At 39.4% G+C, this 19,995-nt stretch carries 16 protein-coding genes and 1 pseudogene; 4 read left to right on the plus strand and 13 right to left on the minus strand.

Annotation, left to right across the window (positions count from 1 at the left end):
• The 5 genes from ACTF6W_RS07725 to hflK form a co-directional block, all read right to left on the minus strand.
• Positions 1-1,960 (minus strand): M28 family peptidase (locus ACTF6W_RS07725; RefSeq protein ID WP_438993964.1); only part of this gene is annotated, 1,960 nt, incomplete at its 3' end.
• Between the two features lie 145 nt (positions 1,961-2,105).
• Positions 2,106-3,599, minus strand: a complete 1,494-nt coding sequence (locus ACTF6W_RS07730) for a Do family serine endopeptidase (RefSeq protein ID WP_438993965.1) — start codon at positions 3,597-3,599, stop codon at positions 2,106-2,108.
• 128 nt (positions 3,600-3,727) lie between these two features.
• Positions 3,728-3,910, minus strand: coding sequence for a DUF2065 domain-containing protein (locus tag ACTF6W_RS07735; RefSeq protein ID WP_438993966.1), 183 nt, complete (start codon positions 3,908-3,910; stop codon positions 3,728-3,730).
• Positions 3,911-3,919: 9 nt separating this feature from the next.
• Entirely contained in the window at positions 3,920-4,789 is an 870-nt protein-coding gene (hflC, locus tag ACTF6W_RS07740) for a protease modulator HflC (protein ID WP_438993967.1), read from the minus strand.
• Positions 4,790-4,799: 10 nt separating this feature from the next.
• Positions 4,800-5,900: an FtsH protease activity modulator HflK gene (hflK, locus tag ACTF6W_RS07745; protein WP_438993968.1), complete on the minus strand. Its 1,101-nt coding sequence runs from the start codon at positions 5,898-5,900 to the stop codon at positions 4,800-4,802.
• A 146-nt stretch (positions 5,901-6,046) separates the two neighbouring features.
• On the opposite strand from hflK, the gene ACTF6W_RS07750 reads away from it, so the two are divergent.
• Positions 6,047-7,180 carry a P-loop NTPase gene (locus ACTF6W_RS07750; protein WP_438993969.1) on the plus strand — a complete coding sequence of 378 codons (1,134 nt, stop codon included), beginning with the start codon at positions 6,047-6,049 and terminating at the stop codon, positions 7,178-7,180.
• Positions 7,181-7,198: 18 nt separating this feature from the next.
• Here the strand turns inward: ACTF6W_RS07750 and hemH are convergent, their stop codons facing one another.
• From hemH to ACTF6W_RS07790, 8 genes and pseudogenes are all read right to left on the minus strand, one after another.
• Complete coding sequence (gene hemH, locus ACTF6W_RS07755; RefSeq protein WP_438993970.1) at positions 7,199-8,254, minus strand: ferrochelatase; 1,056 nt, start codon at positions 8,252-8,254, stop codon at positions 7,199-7,201.
• Positions 8,255-8,322: 68 nt separating this feature from the next.
• Positions 8,323-8,691 (minus strand): thiol-disulfide oxidoreductase DCC family protein, encoded by a 369-nt coding sequence (locus ACTF6W_RS07760; protein WP_438993971.1) that lies wholly within the window; start codon positions 8,689-8,691, stop codon positions 8,323-8,325.
• Positions 8,692-8,786: 95 nt separating this feature from the next.
• Entirely contained in the window at positions 8,787-9,275 is a 489-nt protein-coding gene (locus tag ACTF6W_RS07765; RefSeq protein ID WP_438993972.1) for a fasciclin domain-containing protein, read from the minus strand.
• Between the two features lie 127 nt (positions 9,276-9,402).
• Positions 9,403-10,185 carry a class D beta-lactamase gene (gene blaOXA, locus ACTF6W_RS07770; RefSeq protein ID WP_438993973.1) on the minus strand — a complete coding sequence of 261 codons (783 nt, stop codon included), beginning with the start codon at positions 10,183-10,185 and terminating at the stop codon, positions 9,403-9,405.
• A 3-nt stretch (positions 10,186-10,188) separates the two neighbouring features.
• On the minus strand, positions 10,189-12,324 hold the full coding sequence (scpA, locus tag ACTF6W_RS07775) for a methylmalonyl-CoA mutase (protein ID WP_438993974.1): 2,136 nt from the start codon (positions 12,322-12,324) through the stop codon (positions 10,189-10,191).
• An 80-nt stretch (positions 12,325-12,404) separates the two neighbouring features.
• Positions 12,405-16,107, minus strand: a pseudogene (gene metH, locus ACTF6W_RS07780) (methionine synthase).
• Entirely contained in the window at positions 16,100-17,023 is a 924-nt protein-coding gene (gene metF / locus ACTF6W_RS07785; RefSeq protein ID WP_438993975.1) for a methylenetetrahydrofolate reductase [NAD(P)H], read from the minus strand. The pseudogene metH and the gene metF overlap by 8 nt, the downstream one beginning before the upstream one ends.
• A complete protein-coding gene (locus ACTF6W_RS07790) occupies positions 17,020-17,970 on the minus strand; it encodes an ArsR/SmtB family transcription factor (RefSeq protein WP_438993976.1) in 951 nt (316 codons plus the stop codon). The genes metF and ACTF6W_RS07790 overlap by 4 nt, the downstream gene beginning before the upstream one ends.
• Before the next feature lie 203 nt (positions 17,971-18,173).
• Between ACTF6W_RS07790 and ACTF6W_RS07795 the strand changes: the two genes are divergently transcribed.
• The 3 genes from ACTF6W_RS07795 to ACTF6W_RS07805 form a co-directional block, all read left to right on the plus strand.
• Positions 18,174-18,713: a tetratricopeptide repeat protein gene (locus tag ACTF6W_RS07795; RefSeq protein ID WP_438993977.1), complete on the plus strand. Its 540-nt coding sequence runs from the start codon at positions 18,174-18,176 to the stop codon at positions 18,711-18,713.
• Between the two features lie 124 nt (positions 18,714-18,837).
• On the plus strand, positions 18,838-19,647 hold the full coding sequence (locus tag ACTF6W_RS07800) for an MlaA family lipoprotein (RefSeq protein ID WP_438993978.1): 810 nt from the start codon (positions 18,838-18,840) through the stop codon (positions 19,645-19,647).
• A 90-nt stretch (positions 19,648-19,737) separates the two neighbouring features.
• The coding region (locus ACTF6W_RS07805) for a hypothetical protein (RefSeq protein WP_438993979.1) at positions 19,738-19,995 on the plus strand (258 nt) is incomplete at its 3' end.

The raw sequence follows: 19,995 nt of genomic DNA on the forward strand, positions 1-19,995 counted from the left end.
CACTCATCGCCTGATAAGCAGTATCAAATGATTCTGCAGAATTTCTCAAACGCTCAACGGCATTTTGCATGGGAGCGAAATTAATATATGGCACCTCTTCTCTTAGGTCTGGCTCCTGAAATGCTTCGCGGATATTTGCTGCCGCTTTATAATATCCTGACTTAACAAGCATATTATGCCTTGAAACATCATCTCTCGTTTTATCCATGGCCACCGTCATTTCATCTGCATATTCACTAACCGTACGGGCAAAGTTACCAAACTGAAATGGTAAAACATCTGCATTTGCAAGGCGTGTTGCGATACGGCTGGTTACTGAGCCCAAGGCATGAGTATAATGAAATCCTGGATCTCGGAATGTAGAATAATAATAATAACTATCATAATTCGTATGATAAGAGCCGCCATTAAATTCACCACCATATCCAACATTTATTGCTGGAATGCCAAGATGCTGGAAAAAGCCTGAATAATCAGAACCGGAACCCAATGCGCTTAAGTAATAGTGGCTTGATTTTTCTGCACGTGACCGTGTCATACTATTCGACGACATTAGATTACGCGCACGAATACGTTCTGCAGAACTTATCCCTTGAATAGGATCGATAACTGAATGCGCGATTTGACTGAAAAATGTTTCAAGCGTGTGTGAGCCACCGGCATTAAGAAACCCGGCCCCATTGCCATCAGTATTAATATAAGCAACAACTTTGTCATTTAGTTCTTTCGCATGATCTTCGACCCATTCAACGGAACCCATCAAGCCTTGCTCTTCAGCACCCCAAGCAGCAAAAACAATAGTTCGCTTAGGTTTCCAACCTGTTTCTTTTGCAATTTCCGATAAAATACGTGCTTCTTCCATTTCGACTACTAATCCAGAAACAGGATCGGCTGCACCATGCACCCAAGCATCATGATGGTTTCCACGGATCACCCATTGATCTGGGAAATCTGAACCTTCCATTTTTGCGATTACATTGTAAGTCGGTACAACATCCCAATTAAATTCTAACTTCAAATGAAGTTTTGCTGGGCCAGGCCCCATGTGATATGTGATCGGCAAACCACCCCACCATCTTCTCGGCGCCACTGGTCCCTCAAGGGCATCAAGAATAGGTTGTGCATCTTCATAAGAAATCGGAAGAGTAGGTATTCCAACAAATATTTCTACTTCATCCAGCTCAAGTCTCTTAGCGTCTTTTGTAGCAGCAATATAAGGTGTTAGTGGATCCCCTGGTCGTGTCGGCAAATCCATAATCGATCCACGCTGTGCTCCCGATGGATGTTTCCATGCCCCTTTCGGATAAACTTCACCTTGAGAATAACCATCATCAGCAGGATCAGAATAAATAAGGGCACCAATTGCGCCTTTCTCTTCTGCCATTTTAGGCTTAATTCCGCGCCATGATCCCCCGTATTTCGCAATAATAATTTTACCTTTTACATCAATACCACGACGTTCTAAATCTTCATAATCTTCACGAAGACCTTGGTTTACAAATACCACCTCTGCTGTCACATCGCCATCTGGTGAAAATGAATGATAAATCGGTAAACGATCTTCTTGTCCTGAAGTTGGATCTTCAATCACACTATCTTCTTTAAGTTTCGCAGTCCACTTTGTCGGCTCAACCAATTCAACAACACGCACTTTTGGTGTAGGCATCAAAACATCATATGCCTTAATTTCGGTATCATAACCCCATTCGCTAAACTTTCCGGCGATAAATTCTGCAACCTCTTTATCGAATGGCTGTCCCGTTGCATGAGGACGAGATGTCATATATTCCATCCATTCAGCCATATTTTGTTTATTGATACGTTTATCAATTTCTGCCTCTAAGGCATATTGGTTTTCACTATTATCTGGCGTAAAGCCATGAATAACTTCTGCGGCATTAACAACAACCGATGAGGCCGCAAACAAAGCCGCCATTTTAAAAATATTTGATAGTCCCATGAGGGGTTCTCCCGTCTTTTTATGATTTAAGGGTAATAATCCTTATAAAAGAGACTATGAAAAAACAGTATGCTTTGCAAGCATACCAGAAAACAAAAAAGGCCTGAGGAAAACTCAGGCCTTTTTAAAAGATTATTTAAGAAGTTTAATCGTCATCTTCTTCATCTAATTTCACCGGAACATGGGCATATTCGCCGCGACGGAATATAGACAGAAGAACCACAGAACGCCCAGCATTCTTTTGTGCTTCAACGCGTTCCTTGACGTCTTCAATAGATGAAACATCACGCTGTGTCACTTCAACAATGACATCACCACGACGTAAACGACGAAGACCTTCACGGCCGCTTCCATAATCGACAGCCGTAATTAGAACACCATTGATATCTTCATCAATGTCTAATCTTTCACGTGCTTCATCGTCGATTTCTGCAAGCGTTAGATCAAGAACGGTTTCTGTTTCAGAACTACCTTCACCGTCATCACCGGTCTCTTCTGCATCTTCATCGCTACTTTCATCAAGTTCATCGATAGTAATGCGAAGCGTTTTTCTTTTGCCATCACGAAGCACAACCATATCAACAGTACTGCCAATTTCTGTGTTTGCAACTGTACTCGTAAGATCGCGCATTTCTTTAACTTCGGCACCATCAAATTCAACAATGATATCACCAAATTCAACACCGGCGCGCTCAGATGGACTATCTTCTTCAACGCTATTGACAAGAGCGCCATTGGAATTATCAAGACCGAGACTTTCCGCGATTTCATCAGACACTTCCGTAATGCGAACACCAATTCGGCCACGTTTTGTGCGTCCAAATTCGCGAAGCTGTTCAATGATTACTTGTGCTTGTGTTGAAGGTACCGCAAAGCCAATTCCAATGTTGCCGCCACTTTGTGAAAAGATCGCCGTATTAATACCGATGACTTCACCATTCATATTAAACATTGGGCCACCACTGTTCCCGCGGTTAATCGCCGCGTCCGTTTGGATATAACGATCATATGGTCCTGAATTAATGTTTCTGTTTTTCGCAGAGATAATGCCTGCCGTAACGGATCCTTCTTGACCAAACGGATTACCAATTGCCAATACCCAATCACCAACACGGGATTTTGTATCATCGCCAAACTTGACGAATGGAAGTGGCTCATCGCTTTCTACTTTAAGAACGGCAAGATCAACTTTATCGTCTTTTCCGATTAATTCGGCTTCCAGTTCAGTGCCATCCTGCAATTTAATTGAAATTTCATCAGCATCATCGATCACATGATTGTTGGTTACAATAATGCCCTCTGCTGCAATTATAAAGCCTGACCCTAGCGAGCGCCGTTGTTGTACTCGTGGACGACTATTACGGCTTTCACCTTCATCGTCATTTTCCGCACCAGGTGGTGAAAATCTTTTGAAAAAATCTTCGAAGGGCGACCCTGGTGGAAAACCGCCACCACGCCTGCGGTTTCTGTCTACTCTGATATTCTGAGTGGTATATACATTCACCACAGCAGGTTTTAATTCTTCAGCAAGATCGGCAAAACTGCCGGGTGTCCCTTGAGCAAACGTTAATGAAGGCGAGGCAACCATATAAAACAATACGATAATTGCGCCTGATAATTTCTTACTTATTTTCATCATCTTCATTCCTGATAGCTTTAATTTCTTATTATTAATAATTTTAATTCATTCATTTTCATTGTAAGGGCAATTATGACCAAATTACGAACTTTATACGCCCTTGATACGTATTTGGTCTTATAAAACCGTCACTTTATCAAATAAATTATCACCACACCTAAAATGGCAGCGATCAAACCCACTTGTCTAAGTGATGTTTCCGGTTGCTCAAGTGCAGCCGCCATCATCTTTTTCATAGATGTGGGAAAGAGGGCATATAAAAGACCCTCTATTACCAAAAGCAATCCGATCGCGACGATAATTTCCGTCATAAGGCGCGGCTACTGGCCTCCCATATTTTCAAAATACTTGAAAAATTCACTGTCCGGCGACAAGATCATCGATGTATCACCATTCTTCATAGAATTCTTATAAACTTCCATTGAACGATAAAAAGCGTAAAATTCTGCATCCTTATTATAAGCATCGGCATAAGTTTTTGAGGCAATGGCATCACCCTCACCACGTATTTTTTCACTATCACGAGTTGCTTCCGCTAATATTACCGTACGGTCACGTTCCGCTTTTGAAGTGATGCGTAATGCTTCTTCCTCACCGCGGGCTCGAACTTCACGCGCGACCTGATTACGATCAGCGATCATGCTTTGGAAAATTGGCGCACTGTTTTCTGGCGGAAGGTCCGTACGCTTGATACGCACATCAACAACTTTTATACCTAAGCCAGCGGCTTCTATAGTTACCGCATCTTGAATTGATCTTCTTAAATCTTCACGTTCACCACTCAAAGTATTTTGCAACAATTGGACACCGAAAACTTTACGCAGATTTGATTCTGCAATCGTCGACAATCTATTTTCTGCACCGCGTTCATTTACGACCGCTTGATATACGCGAAGTGGGTCTTCAATCATATATTCTGCAAATGCATCTACATTCATTCTTTTTTGATCAGCCGTAATTACCGTCATCTCCTGCATATCTAAAATTCGTATGCGACGATCAAAAAAGATTACATTTTGAATAAATGGAACTTTGAAATGAATTCCTGCTTCTCGAACGGTTTCTTTCCATTCACCAAATTCAAGCACGATGGCTTGTTCTGTTTCTTTAACCTGGAAAGTTGCCCCACCAAACAGTATCATACCAAAACCGAGAATTATAAGTGCAATAATTGCTTTCGTATTTTTCATCTTTTTGCTCCTATTGACCTGATGGATTGTTATTGGATGAAGGGCGATTTTTTTGCAATTCATTAAGAGGTAAATAAGGTACAACCCCGCTGCCACCATCACCATCAATCACAATCTTATTCGTACCCGAAAGAACTTGCTGCATCGTATCAAGATAGATACGACGACGGGTCACATCTTTGGCTTTAGAATATTCAGTTAAAATGGCCTCAAATCGTGATGCTTCCCCTTCCGCTTCAGCAATTACTTTAGATCTATATGCTTCTGCCTGTTGCAGCATTTTTGCTGCTTGGCCGCGCGCTTGAGGGACGATTTTATTTTGCTCTAACTCAGCAAGACTAATGCTACGATCTCTATCCGCAGTCGCTTTTTGTACATCATCAAAGGCATCAGAAAGCTCTTCTGGTGGTCTAACATCATCAAGTTTTACGCTGGTGATCTGAATGCCCGCTTTGTAGTCATCCAAAATCCCCTGTGATATTTCTCTCACTTCAATTTCTATGCCATCTTTATTGCTTGTCATCACTCTTTCGACTTCAGTTTTCGCAACAACGGCACGCATCGCACTTTCTGCAATTGATTTTACACTTAGTTGGGGATCATTTAAATTAAATTGATAATCCGCAACATCTTTAATGCGCCAAAATACTGTGAATTGTGCATCAACAATATTCTCATCACCGGTAAGCATTTGACGTTCTTTATGACCAATGGCTGTATTAGCAAAGCCAATTTGAATTGTACGTTCTTCTTGAACATTGGTAATTTCAACATTATCAACAGGATAAAACTGAAAATGAATTCCTGGCATAGTTTTTTCAACGAGCTTACCAAATCGAAGAACAACGGCTTCTTCACCAGCGTTTACAATATAAAAACAATTATAAAGCCAAAACACCGCGAGGCCGAGCAAAATAAGGGAAAAACCTTTGCCGCCGCCTATACTTTCTCCACTGCCGCCGCTACCGCCACCGCCAAATGCATTTTTAAACTTGTCCTGACCCTTACGGATTAGTTCATCGATATCAGGTGGCCCGTCACCACCACCGCCACCTTTTTTGGGGCCTTGACCCCATGGTCCACGATCGCCTCCGTTATTTTGCCACGACATTGAATGCTCCTTATGTGTTTTTTTTGAGGTTTTATGCATAATTAATGCACACTCCCCTTTAAAATAATTCGTTACTATCTTATATGCTAACAAGTGTCCCTCCGCAACGGTGGAACAATTTAATTTGTACTATAGGTAATATCGAAATGTCAGACGTCAAGCGTGAACAGCTTATTGAAGCCCTAAAAACAATAATAAATCCCATTTCTGGTAAAAATATCGTTGATTCAGGCATGGTACAGGGCTTAGTGATCAAAAATGGGGATATTGGCTATGCCCTAAATATCGATCCAAAAGATGTCGACGAAATGGAAAAATTACGTGAAAGCGCTGACCAGCTTCTGCATCAAATTTATGGTGTAAAAAAAGTCACCTCTGTTCTTACAGCGGAACGTAATGAAACGAACGAACCGCCAAAAAAAGTATTTGGTGAAAAAAGGGAATTTCAAGGTAAGCCGCAACAAAAACCATTTGGTGGCCATGGCACACCACCGCCCCAAGAAGGACCACAAGGTATACCTGGTGTTAAACACATAATTGCCGTTGCCAGCGGCAAAGGCGGTGTCGGAAAATCCACAACTTCGATTAATCTTGCACTCGCTTTTTCAAAACTAGGCCTTAAAGCTGGCATCTTTGATCTTGATATATATGGGCCAAGCGTGCCGCGTTTAATGGGTCTATCTGATGCGAGACCTGAGAGCCTTGATAACGGACAGATTACACCTTTAAAAAATCATGACTTAGTTAGTATGTCTATCGGTTACCTCATGGAAAAAGATGCGGCAACAATTTGGCGTGGCCCAATGGTTATGGGTGCCATCCAACAAATGGTTAGAGACGTAAAATGGGATCTCTTTAATCCTGTAGACGTTCTTATTCTTGATTTACCCCCTGGAACGGGGGATGCTCAACTTACTATGGTTCAAAACATTAAGCTTGATGGTGCCGTGATTGTATCGACACCTCAGGATCTTGCACTAATCGATGCCCGCAAAGCGATAACAATGTTTGAAAAAACAAACACACGCTGCTTTGGTATAATTGAAAATATGAGCTATTTTATTTGCCCGCATTGCGGCGAGCGTTCGGACATTTTCAGCCACGGCGGCGCCCATCAAACAGCCAATGAAAAAGGTATGGAGTTTTTAGGAGCCATTCCTCTTGATATGGAAATACGCGAAAGCGCAGATGCTGGAAACCCAATCGTTATCAGTAATCCTGAAAGTGAGCACACCAAAAGATACGTTGAAATCGCAGATAAAATTTTAGAAAAAATCTAGAAATGATAATCACGCCAATTACTTAGTCGAATGTGAACTAATATTTTCATATTGGTTTGGTAAGTTTTCTTCTATGAGATCAAACATCATATCAATATGATCATTATCATCATTGAGACATGGAATATAATCATAGCTTTCGCCGCCGGCTTCCATGAAATATTCCATATTTTCCACTTGAATTTCTTCAAGCGTCTCAAGGCAATCCGCCGAAAATCCGGGACACACAACGGCAACTTTTTTGATATTTTTTTCAGGCAGAGATTTTAAAACCTCATCAGTATATGGCTGTAGCCAAGGTTCTCTTCCAAATCGCGATTGAAATGTCGTTTTAATTTTTTCATCTTCTAACTTCAACTTCTGCTGTATGAGGCGTGTTGTCTGAACACAAAAACAATAATATGGATCACCCCGATCAAGATATTTTCTGGGAATGCCATGATAGGAAAAAAGTAATAAGTCAGGCATACCATTTTTGCTAACGTAATTAGAAATAGAAATAGCCATCGCATTAATATAGGAAGGTTCTAAATGATATCCACTGATAAACTTTAAGTCTGGTACCCAACGATAATTGATTAACTCTTTCGCTATCGCATCAAATGTTGATCCATTGGTGGCAGCACAATATTGTGGATATAAGGGCAAAACAATGATGTTACGTATATTTTGTTCGGTAAATGACTGCAACACACTTTTGATAGAAGGATTGCCATATCGCATCGCACAATCAACGACGATTTTATTCTCACCACATTTTTGGTCCACTTTTTTTTGCAAAGCTTTTGCTTGCCTTAATGTAATATCAAGAAGTGGTGAACCATCTTCGGTCCAAACGGTTTTATAAACTTTTGCCGAGGCTCGTGACCTAAGAGGCAGTATCACAAGGTTTAGGATAAACCACCAAATAAGTCTCGGGACTTCAACAACACGCGGATCGCTCAAAAACTCTTTTAAATACCTTCTTAAGGCCTTTGGCGCAGGCGCATCAGGTGTCCCCAAATTGGTGATAATAACACCAGTTTTGGGAAGTTTTCCATCATGATTATAGTCTTTTTGACCAATAAACTTCATATTATTATTCTCTTTTCCCTAATTATATTATTACTGTCGTCATGACCTATTAGAAGAACTTATTCTATTCATAATGATTTAGTTTCTATCTTACAATGATCTAATTTACTAAAACGCCACTGTGCGAAAACTTTATAAATACCTTTAGTCATTTGATAAACTAGCGGTAATCCTACAAACTTCGCTAGCCAGCGCCAACCTCGTAATTGTTCCCAAATTAAAATAAATGCATCTACGCCATATACCATTTCTTTATCTGCATTAATTGCATGTAAGATTTTCAAACTATCAATATAAGAAATGTTATATTTTTCAAGAATATTCACATTTTGACTTATACCAAGCCATTTAATAGCCGTATCAGGAGTTTGTTTCTTATAATATTCGATTTCCCTTCGACATAGTGGACATCTATCGTCATAAAAAACATTTATCATTATAAAATCCTATCAAAAATAGTTTGAAAAATAAAACAGCATGGCCCACGAAGAGCCATGCTACTTATTATCTTAATAGTGAGGGAAATATACTATTAAGGCATAATAACTTTATCAATGACATGAATAACACCATTGCTTGTTTCGATGTCTGCTGTCACAACATTTGCACCGTCAATCATCACACCATTTGTTGCGTTGATATCTACTGTGCTTCCTTCTACGGTTGCTGGACTTAGTTCTTTTCCTGCGATATCAGATGACATCACTTTGCCTGGTACAACATGATAAGTAAGAATTTTTACCAGTGTCGCTTTATTTTCTGGTTTAAGTAGGTTTTCCACTGTACCTGCTGGCAATGCTGCAAAAGCATCATCTGTTGGTGCGAAAACTGTGAAAGGACCGTCGCCTTTCAGTGTATCGACAAGACCGGCTGCTTGAACGGCAGCTACTAATGTATTGAATGACCCCGCAGAAACAGCAGTGTCAACGATGTCACTTTTCATTTGGGCGAAAGAAGGGGCGATCATGCTTAGACTCATGACAACAATGGCTGCAAGTTTTAAAATAGTTTTACGGAACATATCCGAACTCCTGATAAATAAGTTGTTTGATTAAAAGTATACTCTCTACGCCTCTTTCAAACAGGTAGATCATAATTATTTTGAAAAAATAACAACTTTTAGGATTTTTTATAATTATTCTAAAGAGTTAGAGAAGTTCTAAAATAGTTAAGGCAGCTCTGGCAAGTTCTTCTCTTGCGGGCACATCTTGCTCTTTGATGACATCAATATTTAAAGCAAAAGGATATATATTACCTTCACAATTAACCCAGCCTACCCACCAACCGATATCAGGATCAGGTGCAGAGGTAAGACCGCTCTTTGCATGAAGAGAGTAATTTTCAGTTTCTTCGATTAGAGTAATTTCCTTCACTTGCTTTTGATGTAATTTTAAAAAAGGAAGTTCTTCTTTTGCGAGTTTACCAAGGAAACTTATTTGTTCCACCGCACTAATTTCAAGGGGCCCGCCTAACCAAAATTGATCGACTTTATCACCCACTTTTCCGTTTCCATAATTCAATTTTGCCAACCCATTTTCCATGGCTTCAATACCAATTCGGCGTGATAAAGCTTGGTATATAGGAACATTCGATATTTTAATCGCGTCCCTAAGCGACATGTTTTTTTCCCATATTTTTAAATAGGCGGGTTTACCACCGTAAGGTAAAATTTCATCTACATTGGATACGGCACCAACTGAAAGTCCGATAAGTGTATGTGCGACTTTATAGCTACTTGCTGGAATAAATCTTTTCTTTGAACGTTCCCCGTTATGTCCAACATAGGTATTGTTTACGGGATCGAACAGTATGAATGTTCCTACCACACCCTTATCTGTAAAAAGCTTTGAAATTTCGGCATTTTCCTGAAATGATTGCGCAAATGATGTCACGCTCATCAACAGGTATAAAAAAAAGATTTTGATTTTCATCTATTAAAAGTGCTCTTCGAGTTTCTCAATAATTTCAGCAGCAGCTTCAGGAATATTAGTGCCCGGGCCAAAAATGGCTGCAACCCCTGCTTTATATAAATCATCATAATCTTGTTTAGGGATCACACCACCTGCGATCACCATAATGTCATCTGCACCCTCAGATTTCAAGGCCTCAATTAAGCTTGGTATTAATGTTTTATGTCCTGCGGCTTGCGAAGAAACACCAATAATATGCACGTCATTTTCTACGGCTTCTCTTGCTGTTTCCGCTGGCGTTTGAAATAGTGGCCCAATATCTACATCAAAACCTATGTCTGCAAAAGCGGTCGCGATTACTTTAGCACCTCGATCATGGCCATCCTGCCCCATTTTCGCAACTAATATTCGAGGACGACGGCCTACTTTTTCTTCAAAGGCTTCAATTTTTTTCTGTATCTTCACGTATTCTTTATCCCCTTGATAAGCACTACCGTATACCCCTGATATTGATTTTATATCGGCACGGTGGCGACCGAAAACATTTTCCATCGCATCAGAAATTTCGCCAAGTGTAGCACGTGCTCTCGCTGCTTCAATGGCTTTTTCAAGTAAATTTGCAGTACCGCTAGCCCCTTCTTTAAGAGCTTTAAGTGCTGCTTCGCATTTATCTTCGTCACGACTTTCTTTTATTTTTTTCAGCTTCTTAATTTGTGTTTTTCTAACGGCAACATTATCAATTTTTAAGATATTGATCTCACTTTCCTTTTTTAATCGATATTTATTAACGCCAACAACTGTCTCTTCTCCCTTATCAATGCGCGCTTGTTTTAATGCGGCCGCTTTTTCAATATTTAATTTTGGAAGTCCTTTTTGGACGGCTTTCGTCATGCCACCAACATCTTCAATTTCAGTGATAATTTTCCAAGCTTCTTGAACCAACTCATTGGTAAGACTTTCAATATAATATGATCCCCCCAGTGGATCGACGACATTGGTTAGTCCTATTTCTTCTTGTAAAATAATCTGGGTATTTCTGGCAATTCGTGCACTATCATCAGTAGGTAAAGCAATTGCTTCATCAAATGCATTTGTATGAAGGGACTGCGTTCCGCCTAATGTGGCGGCCATGGCCTCAACGGTTGTGCGAATAACATTATTATATGGATCTTTTTCTGTAAGGCTTGCGCCTGACGTCTGGCAATGAGTGCGTAACATCATACTTTTTGGATTTTTAGCCCCGAAATTTTCCATGATTTGTGCCCAGATGGTTCGCGCCGCCCTTAACTTTGCCACTTCCATAAAGAAATTCATTCCGATTGCAAAAAAGAAACTTAATCGTGGTGCAAAATCATCGATATCCAATCCACTTTTCATGGCAATTCGCACATATTCCATACCATCAGCAAGTGTATATGCTAACTCCTGTAGTTGTGTGGCACCGGCTTCTTGCATATGATAACCAGAGATAGAAATACTATTATATTTCGGCATTTCTTTTGAAGTAAACTCGATTATATCACCGACAATACGCATACTTGGCTCAGGCGGATATATATAAGTATTACGTACCATGAATTCTTTTAAAATATCATTTTGAATTGTGCCGCTTAATTTATCTTTTGAAACGCCCTGCTCTTCAGCAGCAACAATATAAAATGCAAGGCATGGAATAACGGCACCATTCATCGTCATGGATACAGACATTTTATCAAGCGGAATACCATCGAAGAGAATTTTCATATCTTCAACGCTGTCGATTGCCACACCGGCTTTCCCGACATCGCCTTCGACGCGTTCATGGTCACTGTCATAGCCACGATGGGTCGCAAGGTCAAAGGCAACCGAAAGGCCCATTTGTCCAGCTTCTAAATTACGGTGGTAAAAAGCATTGCTTTCTTCGGCCGTCGAAAAGCCGGCATACTGTCGAATTGTCCAAGGACGTCCAGCATACATACTTCCTCTAACCCCACGAGTGAACGGGAAAAAACCTGGTAGATTTTCACAGTGTGGAATATCTTTAACGTCATCGGCTGTATAAAGTGGTTTTACATCAATACCTTCTGGTGTATGCCATGTTAAATCCTCAAAAGATTTATTGCGCAATTCACCGGAAACCAGCTTTCGCCAATCATCAATTGTTTCTGGTTTTTTATCCAACAATACATCCCTTCGAAATAAATGTTACCGATGAGTAGCATTTTATAGACAATTCTATATTATCGCAAGGACATAGATCACTATCTGCTATATGCAAGATTTGGTGCTAGCCACCTTTCAGCCATTCTGAGATCCATATCTTTGCGTTTCGCGTAATCTTTCACTTGATCTTTTGAAATTTTACCAATGCCAAAATACTGGCTCTCAGGATGAGCAAAATAATATCCACTAACAGAAGATGCGGGCATCATAGCCATACTGTCAGTTAAATCAATTCCAGCATTTTGTCTCGCGTTCAAAAGAGTAAAGAGACCCGTTTTTTCAGTATGATCTGGACAGGCAGGATAACCGGGCGCCGGACGAATACCGCGGTATTTTTCTTTAATTAAGTCATTATTATTGAAGCTTTCATCAACTGCATAGCCCCAGAATTCTTTTCTGACACGTTCGTGCATATGTTCTGCAAATGCTTCGGCAAATCTATCTGCCAGTGCTTTTAGAAGAATGTCATTATAATCGTCATGCGCCCCTTTAAAAAGCTCAAGTTTTTCTTCAATACCAATACCTGCCGTCACAGCAAAGCCGCCAAAATAATCTTTTATGCCTGTTTCTTTTGGCGCAATGAAATCAGCAAGGCACATATTGGCTTTACCGCTACGTTTTTTCATTTGCTGGCGAACAAAATGAACCGTATCAATGACTTCGTCACGGCTCTCATCTGCGTAAAGCTCAACATCATCGCCAATGGAATTCGCGGGCCAAAAACCAATTACAGCTTTTGCTTTAAGCCATTTTTCATCAACAATTTTCTGAAGCATAACTTCAGCATCATGAAATAATTCCGTTGCACTTTCACCTACTACTTTATCGGTAAGTATTGCTGGGTAATTACCCGCCAATTCCCACGTTCTAAAAAAAGGTGTCCAATCGATCCGCTCAACCAAATCACTTAAATCATAATTCTCAAAAGTTTTTAAGCCCTTAAACTTAGGGGCTTCTGGAATATAATTTTTCCATTCAATTTGAAATTTATTGGCACGGGCTTCATTGATTGAAACTTGATTATCGGATTTATCCCGATTTTCATATTTAACACGCATATCATGATATTCTTTTGCAATGTCGGCTGCATAAGCTTCTCTAGTTGTTTCACCAATTAATTGACCAGCAACACCAACGGCACGTGATGCATCAAGAACATACACCAATGGCCCAGTATAGTTTGGCGCAATTTTTACTGCCGTATGAACTTTTGAAGTGGTTGCACCGCCGATAAGAAGAGGTGTTTTCATTTCTAAACGTTCCATTTCGGAAGCCACGGTACACATTTCTTCTAGTGATGGCGTAATCAATCCGGATAAACCGATTATATCAACATTTTCCTCTTTGGCTTTTTCAAGAATATCTTCACATGAAACCATGACCCCCATATCAATAACTTCATAATTATTACATTGAAGTACAACACCAACAATATTCTTTCCGATGTCATGAACGTCGCCTTTTACGGTCGCCATCAATATTTTTCCATTCGTAGATGATGCTTCACCATCGACTTTTTCTTCTTCAATAAATGGTAATAAATATGCGACAGCCTGTTTCATAACACGAGCAGACTTTACCACTTGGGGTAAAAACATTTGTCCAGAACCAAATAAATCGCCAACGACATTCATTCCATCCATCAAAGGACCTTCTATGACCGATAGCGGACGATCTGCTTGCTTTCTCGCCTCTTCGGTATCGTCTTCGATGAATGTCGTTATTCCCTTGACGAGCGCGTGAGTAAGTCGTTCATTTACTGTGCCTTCGCGCCATTCTAGATCTTCCTTTTTAACTTCACCCTTAACACCTTTGTATTTATCAGCGATATCAAGAAGACGGTCGGTGGCATCATCGCGTCGATTTAATATTACATCCTCTACGCGTTCGCGAAGTTCATCAGGAATTTCAGAATAAACCGTCATCATTCCGGCGTTGACAATTCCCATATCCATACCGGCTTGTATGGCGTGATAAAGAAACACACTATGCATCGCTTCACGAACAGGATTATTTCCGCGAAATGAGAATGAAACGTTACTTACCCCACCAGAAACATGACAATAGGGCAAATTATCGGTAATTTTTCGCGTCGCTTCAATAAAATCGACACCATAATTATTATGTTCTTCAATACCGGTCGCGACTGCAAAAATATTTGGATCAAAAATTATATCTTCAGGAGAAAAGCCTACCTTATCAACCAGAACACGATATGATCTTTCACATATTTCATATTTACGGTCTAATGTATCCGCCTGCCCTTTTTCATCGAAGGCCATAACAACTGTTGCGGCACCATACATTTTGATCAATTTTGCTTGTTCAATGAAGTTTTCCTCGCCTTCTTTAAGGGAGATACTATTAACTACTGCTTTTCCTTGAACGCACTTAAGGCCGGCTTCAATAATAGACCATTTGGAGCTATCCACCATGATAGGAACGCGAGAAATGTCAGGTTCAGAGGCTATTAGATTTAAAAACTTAACCATGGCTGCTTCACTATCAAGCATGGCTTCATCCATGTTCACATCAATAATCTGAGCACCAGCTTCAACTTGCTGCCTAGCAACGTCTAAAGCTTCATCATATTCACCATTTAGAATAAGACGTTTAAACTTTGCAGATCCTGTAACATTGGTTCTTTCGCCAACGTTTATAAAAATACCTTGTCGTTTCGTCATTTTATATCACCTTAAACGGCTCAAGGCCGCTTAGCCGCATATGCGGCTCCAGTTCAGGGACTTTGCGCGTTTCTATTTGCGATACTGCTTCAGCAATCGCCTTGATATGTTCTGGCGTCGTTCCGCAACAGCCCCCTACAATATTTAAAATACCACTTTTGGCCCATTCCAGAATATGATCCGTCATCTCTTCCGGACTTTCATCATATTCTCCCATTTCATTGGGAAGTCCAGCATTAGGATGAGCAGAAACAGACGTATCTGCGATTTTTGATAGCGAAACAACATGTTGACGAAGTTCCTTAGCACCAAGAGCACAATTAAAACCGACACTAATCGGATCAGCGTGGCGAACGCTATACCAAAAGGCCTCGGCAGTTTGTCCGGATAATGTACGTCCTGACGCATCGGTAATAGTGCCTGAAATCATGATAGGAAGTTCAATATCACGCTCATCAAACACAGATTTCACAGCAAAAATCGCAGCCTTCGCATTTAGTGTATCAAATATTGTTTCAATTAAAATAATATCAGAGCCACCATCAATTAGTCCTTCTGTGGCTTCTTTATAGGACTTAACCAATTCATCGAAACTTACATTACGAAAGGAAGGATCATTTACATCTGGTGAAATAGAAGCCGTTCTACTAGTTGGGCCGAGCACTCCCGCTACAAACCTTGGTTTATCTGGGGTTAACGCAGAATATTCATCTGCAGCTTCCCTCGCAACTTTCGCACAGGCGACATTCAAATCATAAACAACGTCTTCCATGGCGTAATCTGCTTGAGATATGCTCGTAGCATTGAATGTATTTGTTTCTATAATATCGGCGCCTGCTTCTAAATATTCTTTATGAATATCACGAATGGCCTCAGGCTGCGTTAAGGCTAAAATATCATTATTGCCTTTTATTTCCTGATTGATGTGCTTGAACTGTTCACCACGAAATTGCTCTTCACTAAACTTCAGCCTTTGGATCATTGTACCCATGGCACCATCAAGTATAAGAATGCGGTCTTTTAACGCTTGTTTTAAAGTTATGGCGCGATCAATCATTTGAAACTCCATGCGGCCTAATGCCTAAAATATGACAAATTGTATACGTTAGCTCAGCACGATTTAACGTGTAAAAATGATAATTTTTTACGCCCCCTCTTGCTAACCTTTGACATTGTTCCGCAGTTACCATAGAAGCCACATGGCGTCTGATATCTGGTGTATCCTCAAGTCCTGAAAAAAGTTTTTCAAGCCACTTAGGTACTGATGTCCCGCATCTTGCAGAAAAACTCTTAGCCATTTTAAAGTTCGTAACCGGCATTACTCCCGGAACAATAGGAACTTCAATTCCAGCCGCCAGCACCTTGTCCATAAAACGGAAGTATATATCCGTATCAAAGAAATATTGTGTAATCGCGCGGTCCGCACCAGCATCAATTTTACGTTTCAAGTTATCAACATCTTCTACGACATTGATACTATCTGGATGAGTTTCAGGGTATGCCGCTACTGAAATATCAAAATCACCAATTTTCTTAAGTCCCGCAACTAAATCAGCAGCGTTATTGTAACCGCCATCATGAGGACAATATTTTTCACCAATTTTCGGCATATCACCACGTAACGCGACTATATGGCGCACACCTATATCCCAGTATGCACGAGCCACATCATCTACTTCGCCTTTGGTTGCACCGACACACGTCAAATGTGCAGCGGGAGTTAATGAAGTTTCTTTTAAAATACGTTCGACCGTATTATGAGTTCGCTCGCGTGTGCCCCCACCTGCTCCATATGTTACTGAAACCATTGGAGGGTTTAAAGGCGCTAATTTACGTATGCTCTGCCAAAGCGTTTCTTCCATTTTTTCTGTCTTTGGTGGGAAAAATTCGAATGAAACTTCAATATCTTCTGCCTGTTCAGAAAAAATACTTGGTCTTAATAAGTCTTGTTTTTCACTATAAGTCATTATCATATACTTTTTTGATTTTTATGGGCGATCCAGATACCAATATCCAATTCACGCCCTTTCATTACTTCTGTTTTCGTTATTTTCAAATCTGTCGCAACGCACCATTCCGATACTTCTGAATTTGAAAAACCAAGACGTCTATGGGCATATTCTTCTCTTAATTTTTCAATTTTATGCGGTAAAAAATCGACAATTATGACACATCCGTCATTTCTTAATATCCTTGCGGTTTCTTTAATTGCAGCAAGCGGATCATCTGCAAAATGTAGTACCTGATGAAAAATCACTAAATCTATTGAATGATCAGATAAAGCAAGGTCATACATATCACCTTGTCGAACATGCATATGATCTATGTCGTTTTGTTCAAGATGGGACCTTGCTATCGCTAACATTTCTCTACTTAAATCTATGCCAATTCCATGCTTTGTATAGCTCGAAAATAATTCTAGCATTCTTCCTGTGCCGGTTCCTACATCCAAAAGGTCATCAATTTTTTTACCTTTAATTTGCTCTAATAGAAAATCTTCAACCTGTTTTTCCGGAACATATGATGATCTTATTTTATCCCAATTTTTCGCATTTTCTTCAAAGTATTCTGCAGCTTTTTTATCTCGTTCTCTTTTCACTTCAACTAACCTTTCTTGATCATGCTGAAGTATTTGATCATCGTATGGACAAAAATTCATAATAGACTTTATTAACTTTGCCTGTTCGCTTCCATATGCCAATCTATAAAAAATCCACGTTCCTTCTCTATGGCGCTCAAGCAGTCCTGCCTCACAAAGTAATCTTAAATGGCGTGATATCCTTGGTTGACTTTGACGAAGAACAGAAACTAATTCTGTAACTGTCAATTCACCATTCTTAAACAAAGCCAAGATTCTTAGGCGTGTCTCCTCACCAGTAGCTTTAAGTGTCGCTAATAATTGTTCCATTGTAATTGCCATAGAATCCGCCCTTTTTATAAAAACAAATATATAAAGATATATTTATATATTGTAAATAACAATATTGTGATGAATCTACTATTATTTGTGAATTGATAATTCTGAGATAATAATTATTTATAGAGGAATAGAACGGAAAATTTGAAATTCCTGAATATAAATCATACAATGAGTTATATCAGGTCTAACTTGAGGATAATAGGATGAAATTAAATATTAAAAACACATTCACAAGCATTGCAATTATTGCTGGCATTTCACTATCAACAACTTCTGCATTTGCGCAATCAGCCATAGAGCCATGGACAGGCGCTATTCCTGGCGACACCATATATTTTTCTAACAATGATGGTCTTAAACAAGTACGTAAAATGTTAAACGATGGTAAAATAGAAAAAGCAGTTACTTTTGCTGAGGCTTATGTAAAATCAGCCGATGCAAATAGTCGTTCTGGAAAAACTTCTTCTATGAGATATGATGCTTATAATGCTTTATGTCTTAGTTTAACAGCTGACAAACAATTTGTAAAAGCCATTAGTGCATGCGACGAGGCAATTGAACATTCTCCTAAGCGTTGGCAAGCTTATAACAGCCGTGGCTCTCTTAATTATAAATACGGTAAATATAGTAACGCTCTAAATGATTATAAAATTGCGCTAGAAAATGCGCCCAATCAAAGTGGCATTAGAAAAATTATTGAACACAATATTAAGCTCTCCCAATCTAGAGTTTCTAATAACTAAAATAAATCATAAATAAAATTTTTTTTATACTATCTATATTGTTCATTGAATATTCATGATTTGATGGGTATATGATCACAATTATGTAACAAACCCTCTAGGTCTAAAAAATATGCATCTAACGATGAAATTAGATTTAAATTCGAAAAGCTTAGTTTTTATAGTGCTTGGCTGCTTAATACTTACTTTGTCAGCATGTGCTAAAAGACCTCCAGAAGCTGATGTAGAAGCCAGAATGATCTATGACGAGGCCAATGACCCTCTTGAACCTATGAACAGACAAATTTTTGCTGTCAATATGTTTTTTGATAGAATTATCGTCGAACCAACAGCAAGATTATATAGAATGTGGGGCCCACCGGATATTCGCGACGGTATTTCGAATTTTGTTACGAACTGGAGAGAACCAGTTACATTTGTTAATGATGTTATGCAAGCAGAGCCGAAACGAGCGCAATATACATTTTCAAGATTTTTAATTAATTCTACATTTGGCCTATTGGGTGTTTTTGATACTGCTTCTAAATGGGGAATTGAAGGGCATAATGAAGATTTTGGAGAAACTTTTGCTGTTTGGGGTTTGCCTGAAGGACCATTTTTGATGCTACCATTATTAGGCCCTTCTAACGCAAGAGATTTTTCTGGGTTTGTTGTCGATTTCTTTCTCGATCCTGTCAGTTTATGGCTTGAACATAAAAATTGGACATATGTTAGGTACGGTAGGTTAGCTTTACGCGGTCTCATTTATAGAGAAGAAAACTTGGAAACACTCGACGACCTTAGTAAATCATCAACGGATCTTTATGCCACAATGCGAAGCAGTTATAGCCAACTTAGACTCTATGACATTAACAATGGTGATCTTGATACAAGTAATGAAGATGATCTTTTTGATGAAGATTTCGATGATTTTGGCGACGAATTCGAATTCTAATCATCTTTGATCTTGTTTTTTTGTTAAATTTAATCTTATTATGTAAAAAAAATAATAACAGGTTTTCAGGTTAATTTGAGGGAATGGAAAATGACCGATATAACTGAAACAGAAATTGACAAAAACAAACGCAAGAATACCATAAAAGCAAGTAGAACCATGCTTCTCATGCAATGGCCTGCTTATACCGTATTAGGACTAATTGGCATAATACTCCCCTTAATGGGAGTGGTCTATGAAACTGCATTAATTTGCACTATTTTATTGATCACAGGGGGTACTCAGGCAGTCATCCTTTTAAAATATGGCATTAATCCAGGATTTGCATGGCGATTTTGCGTCATGATA

The organism is Pseudemcibacter sp. (assembly GCF_965661635.1).
Taxonomy (GTDB): Bacteria; Pseudomonadota; Alphaproteobacteria; order Sphingomonadales; family Emcibacteraceae; genus Pseudemcibacter.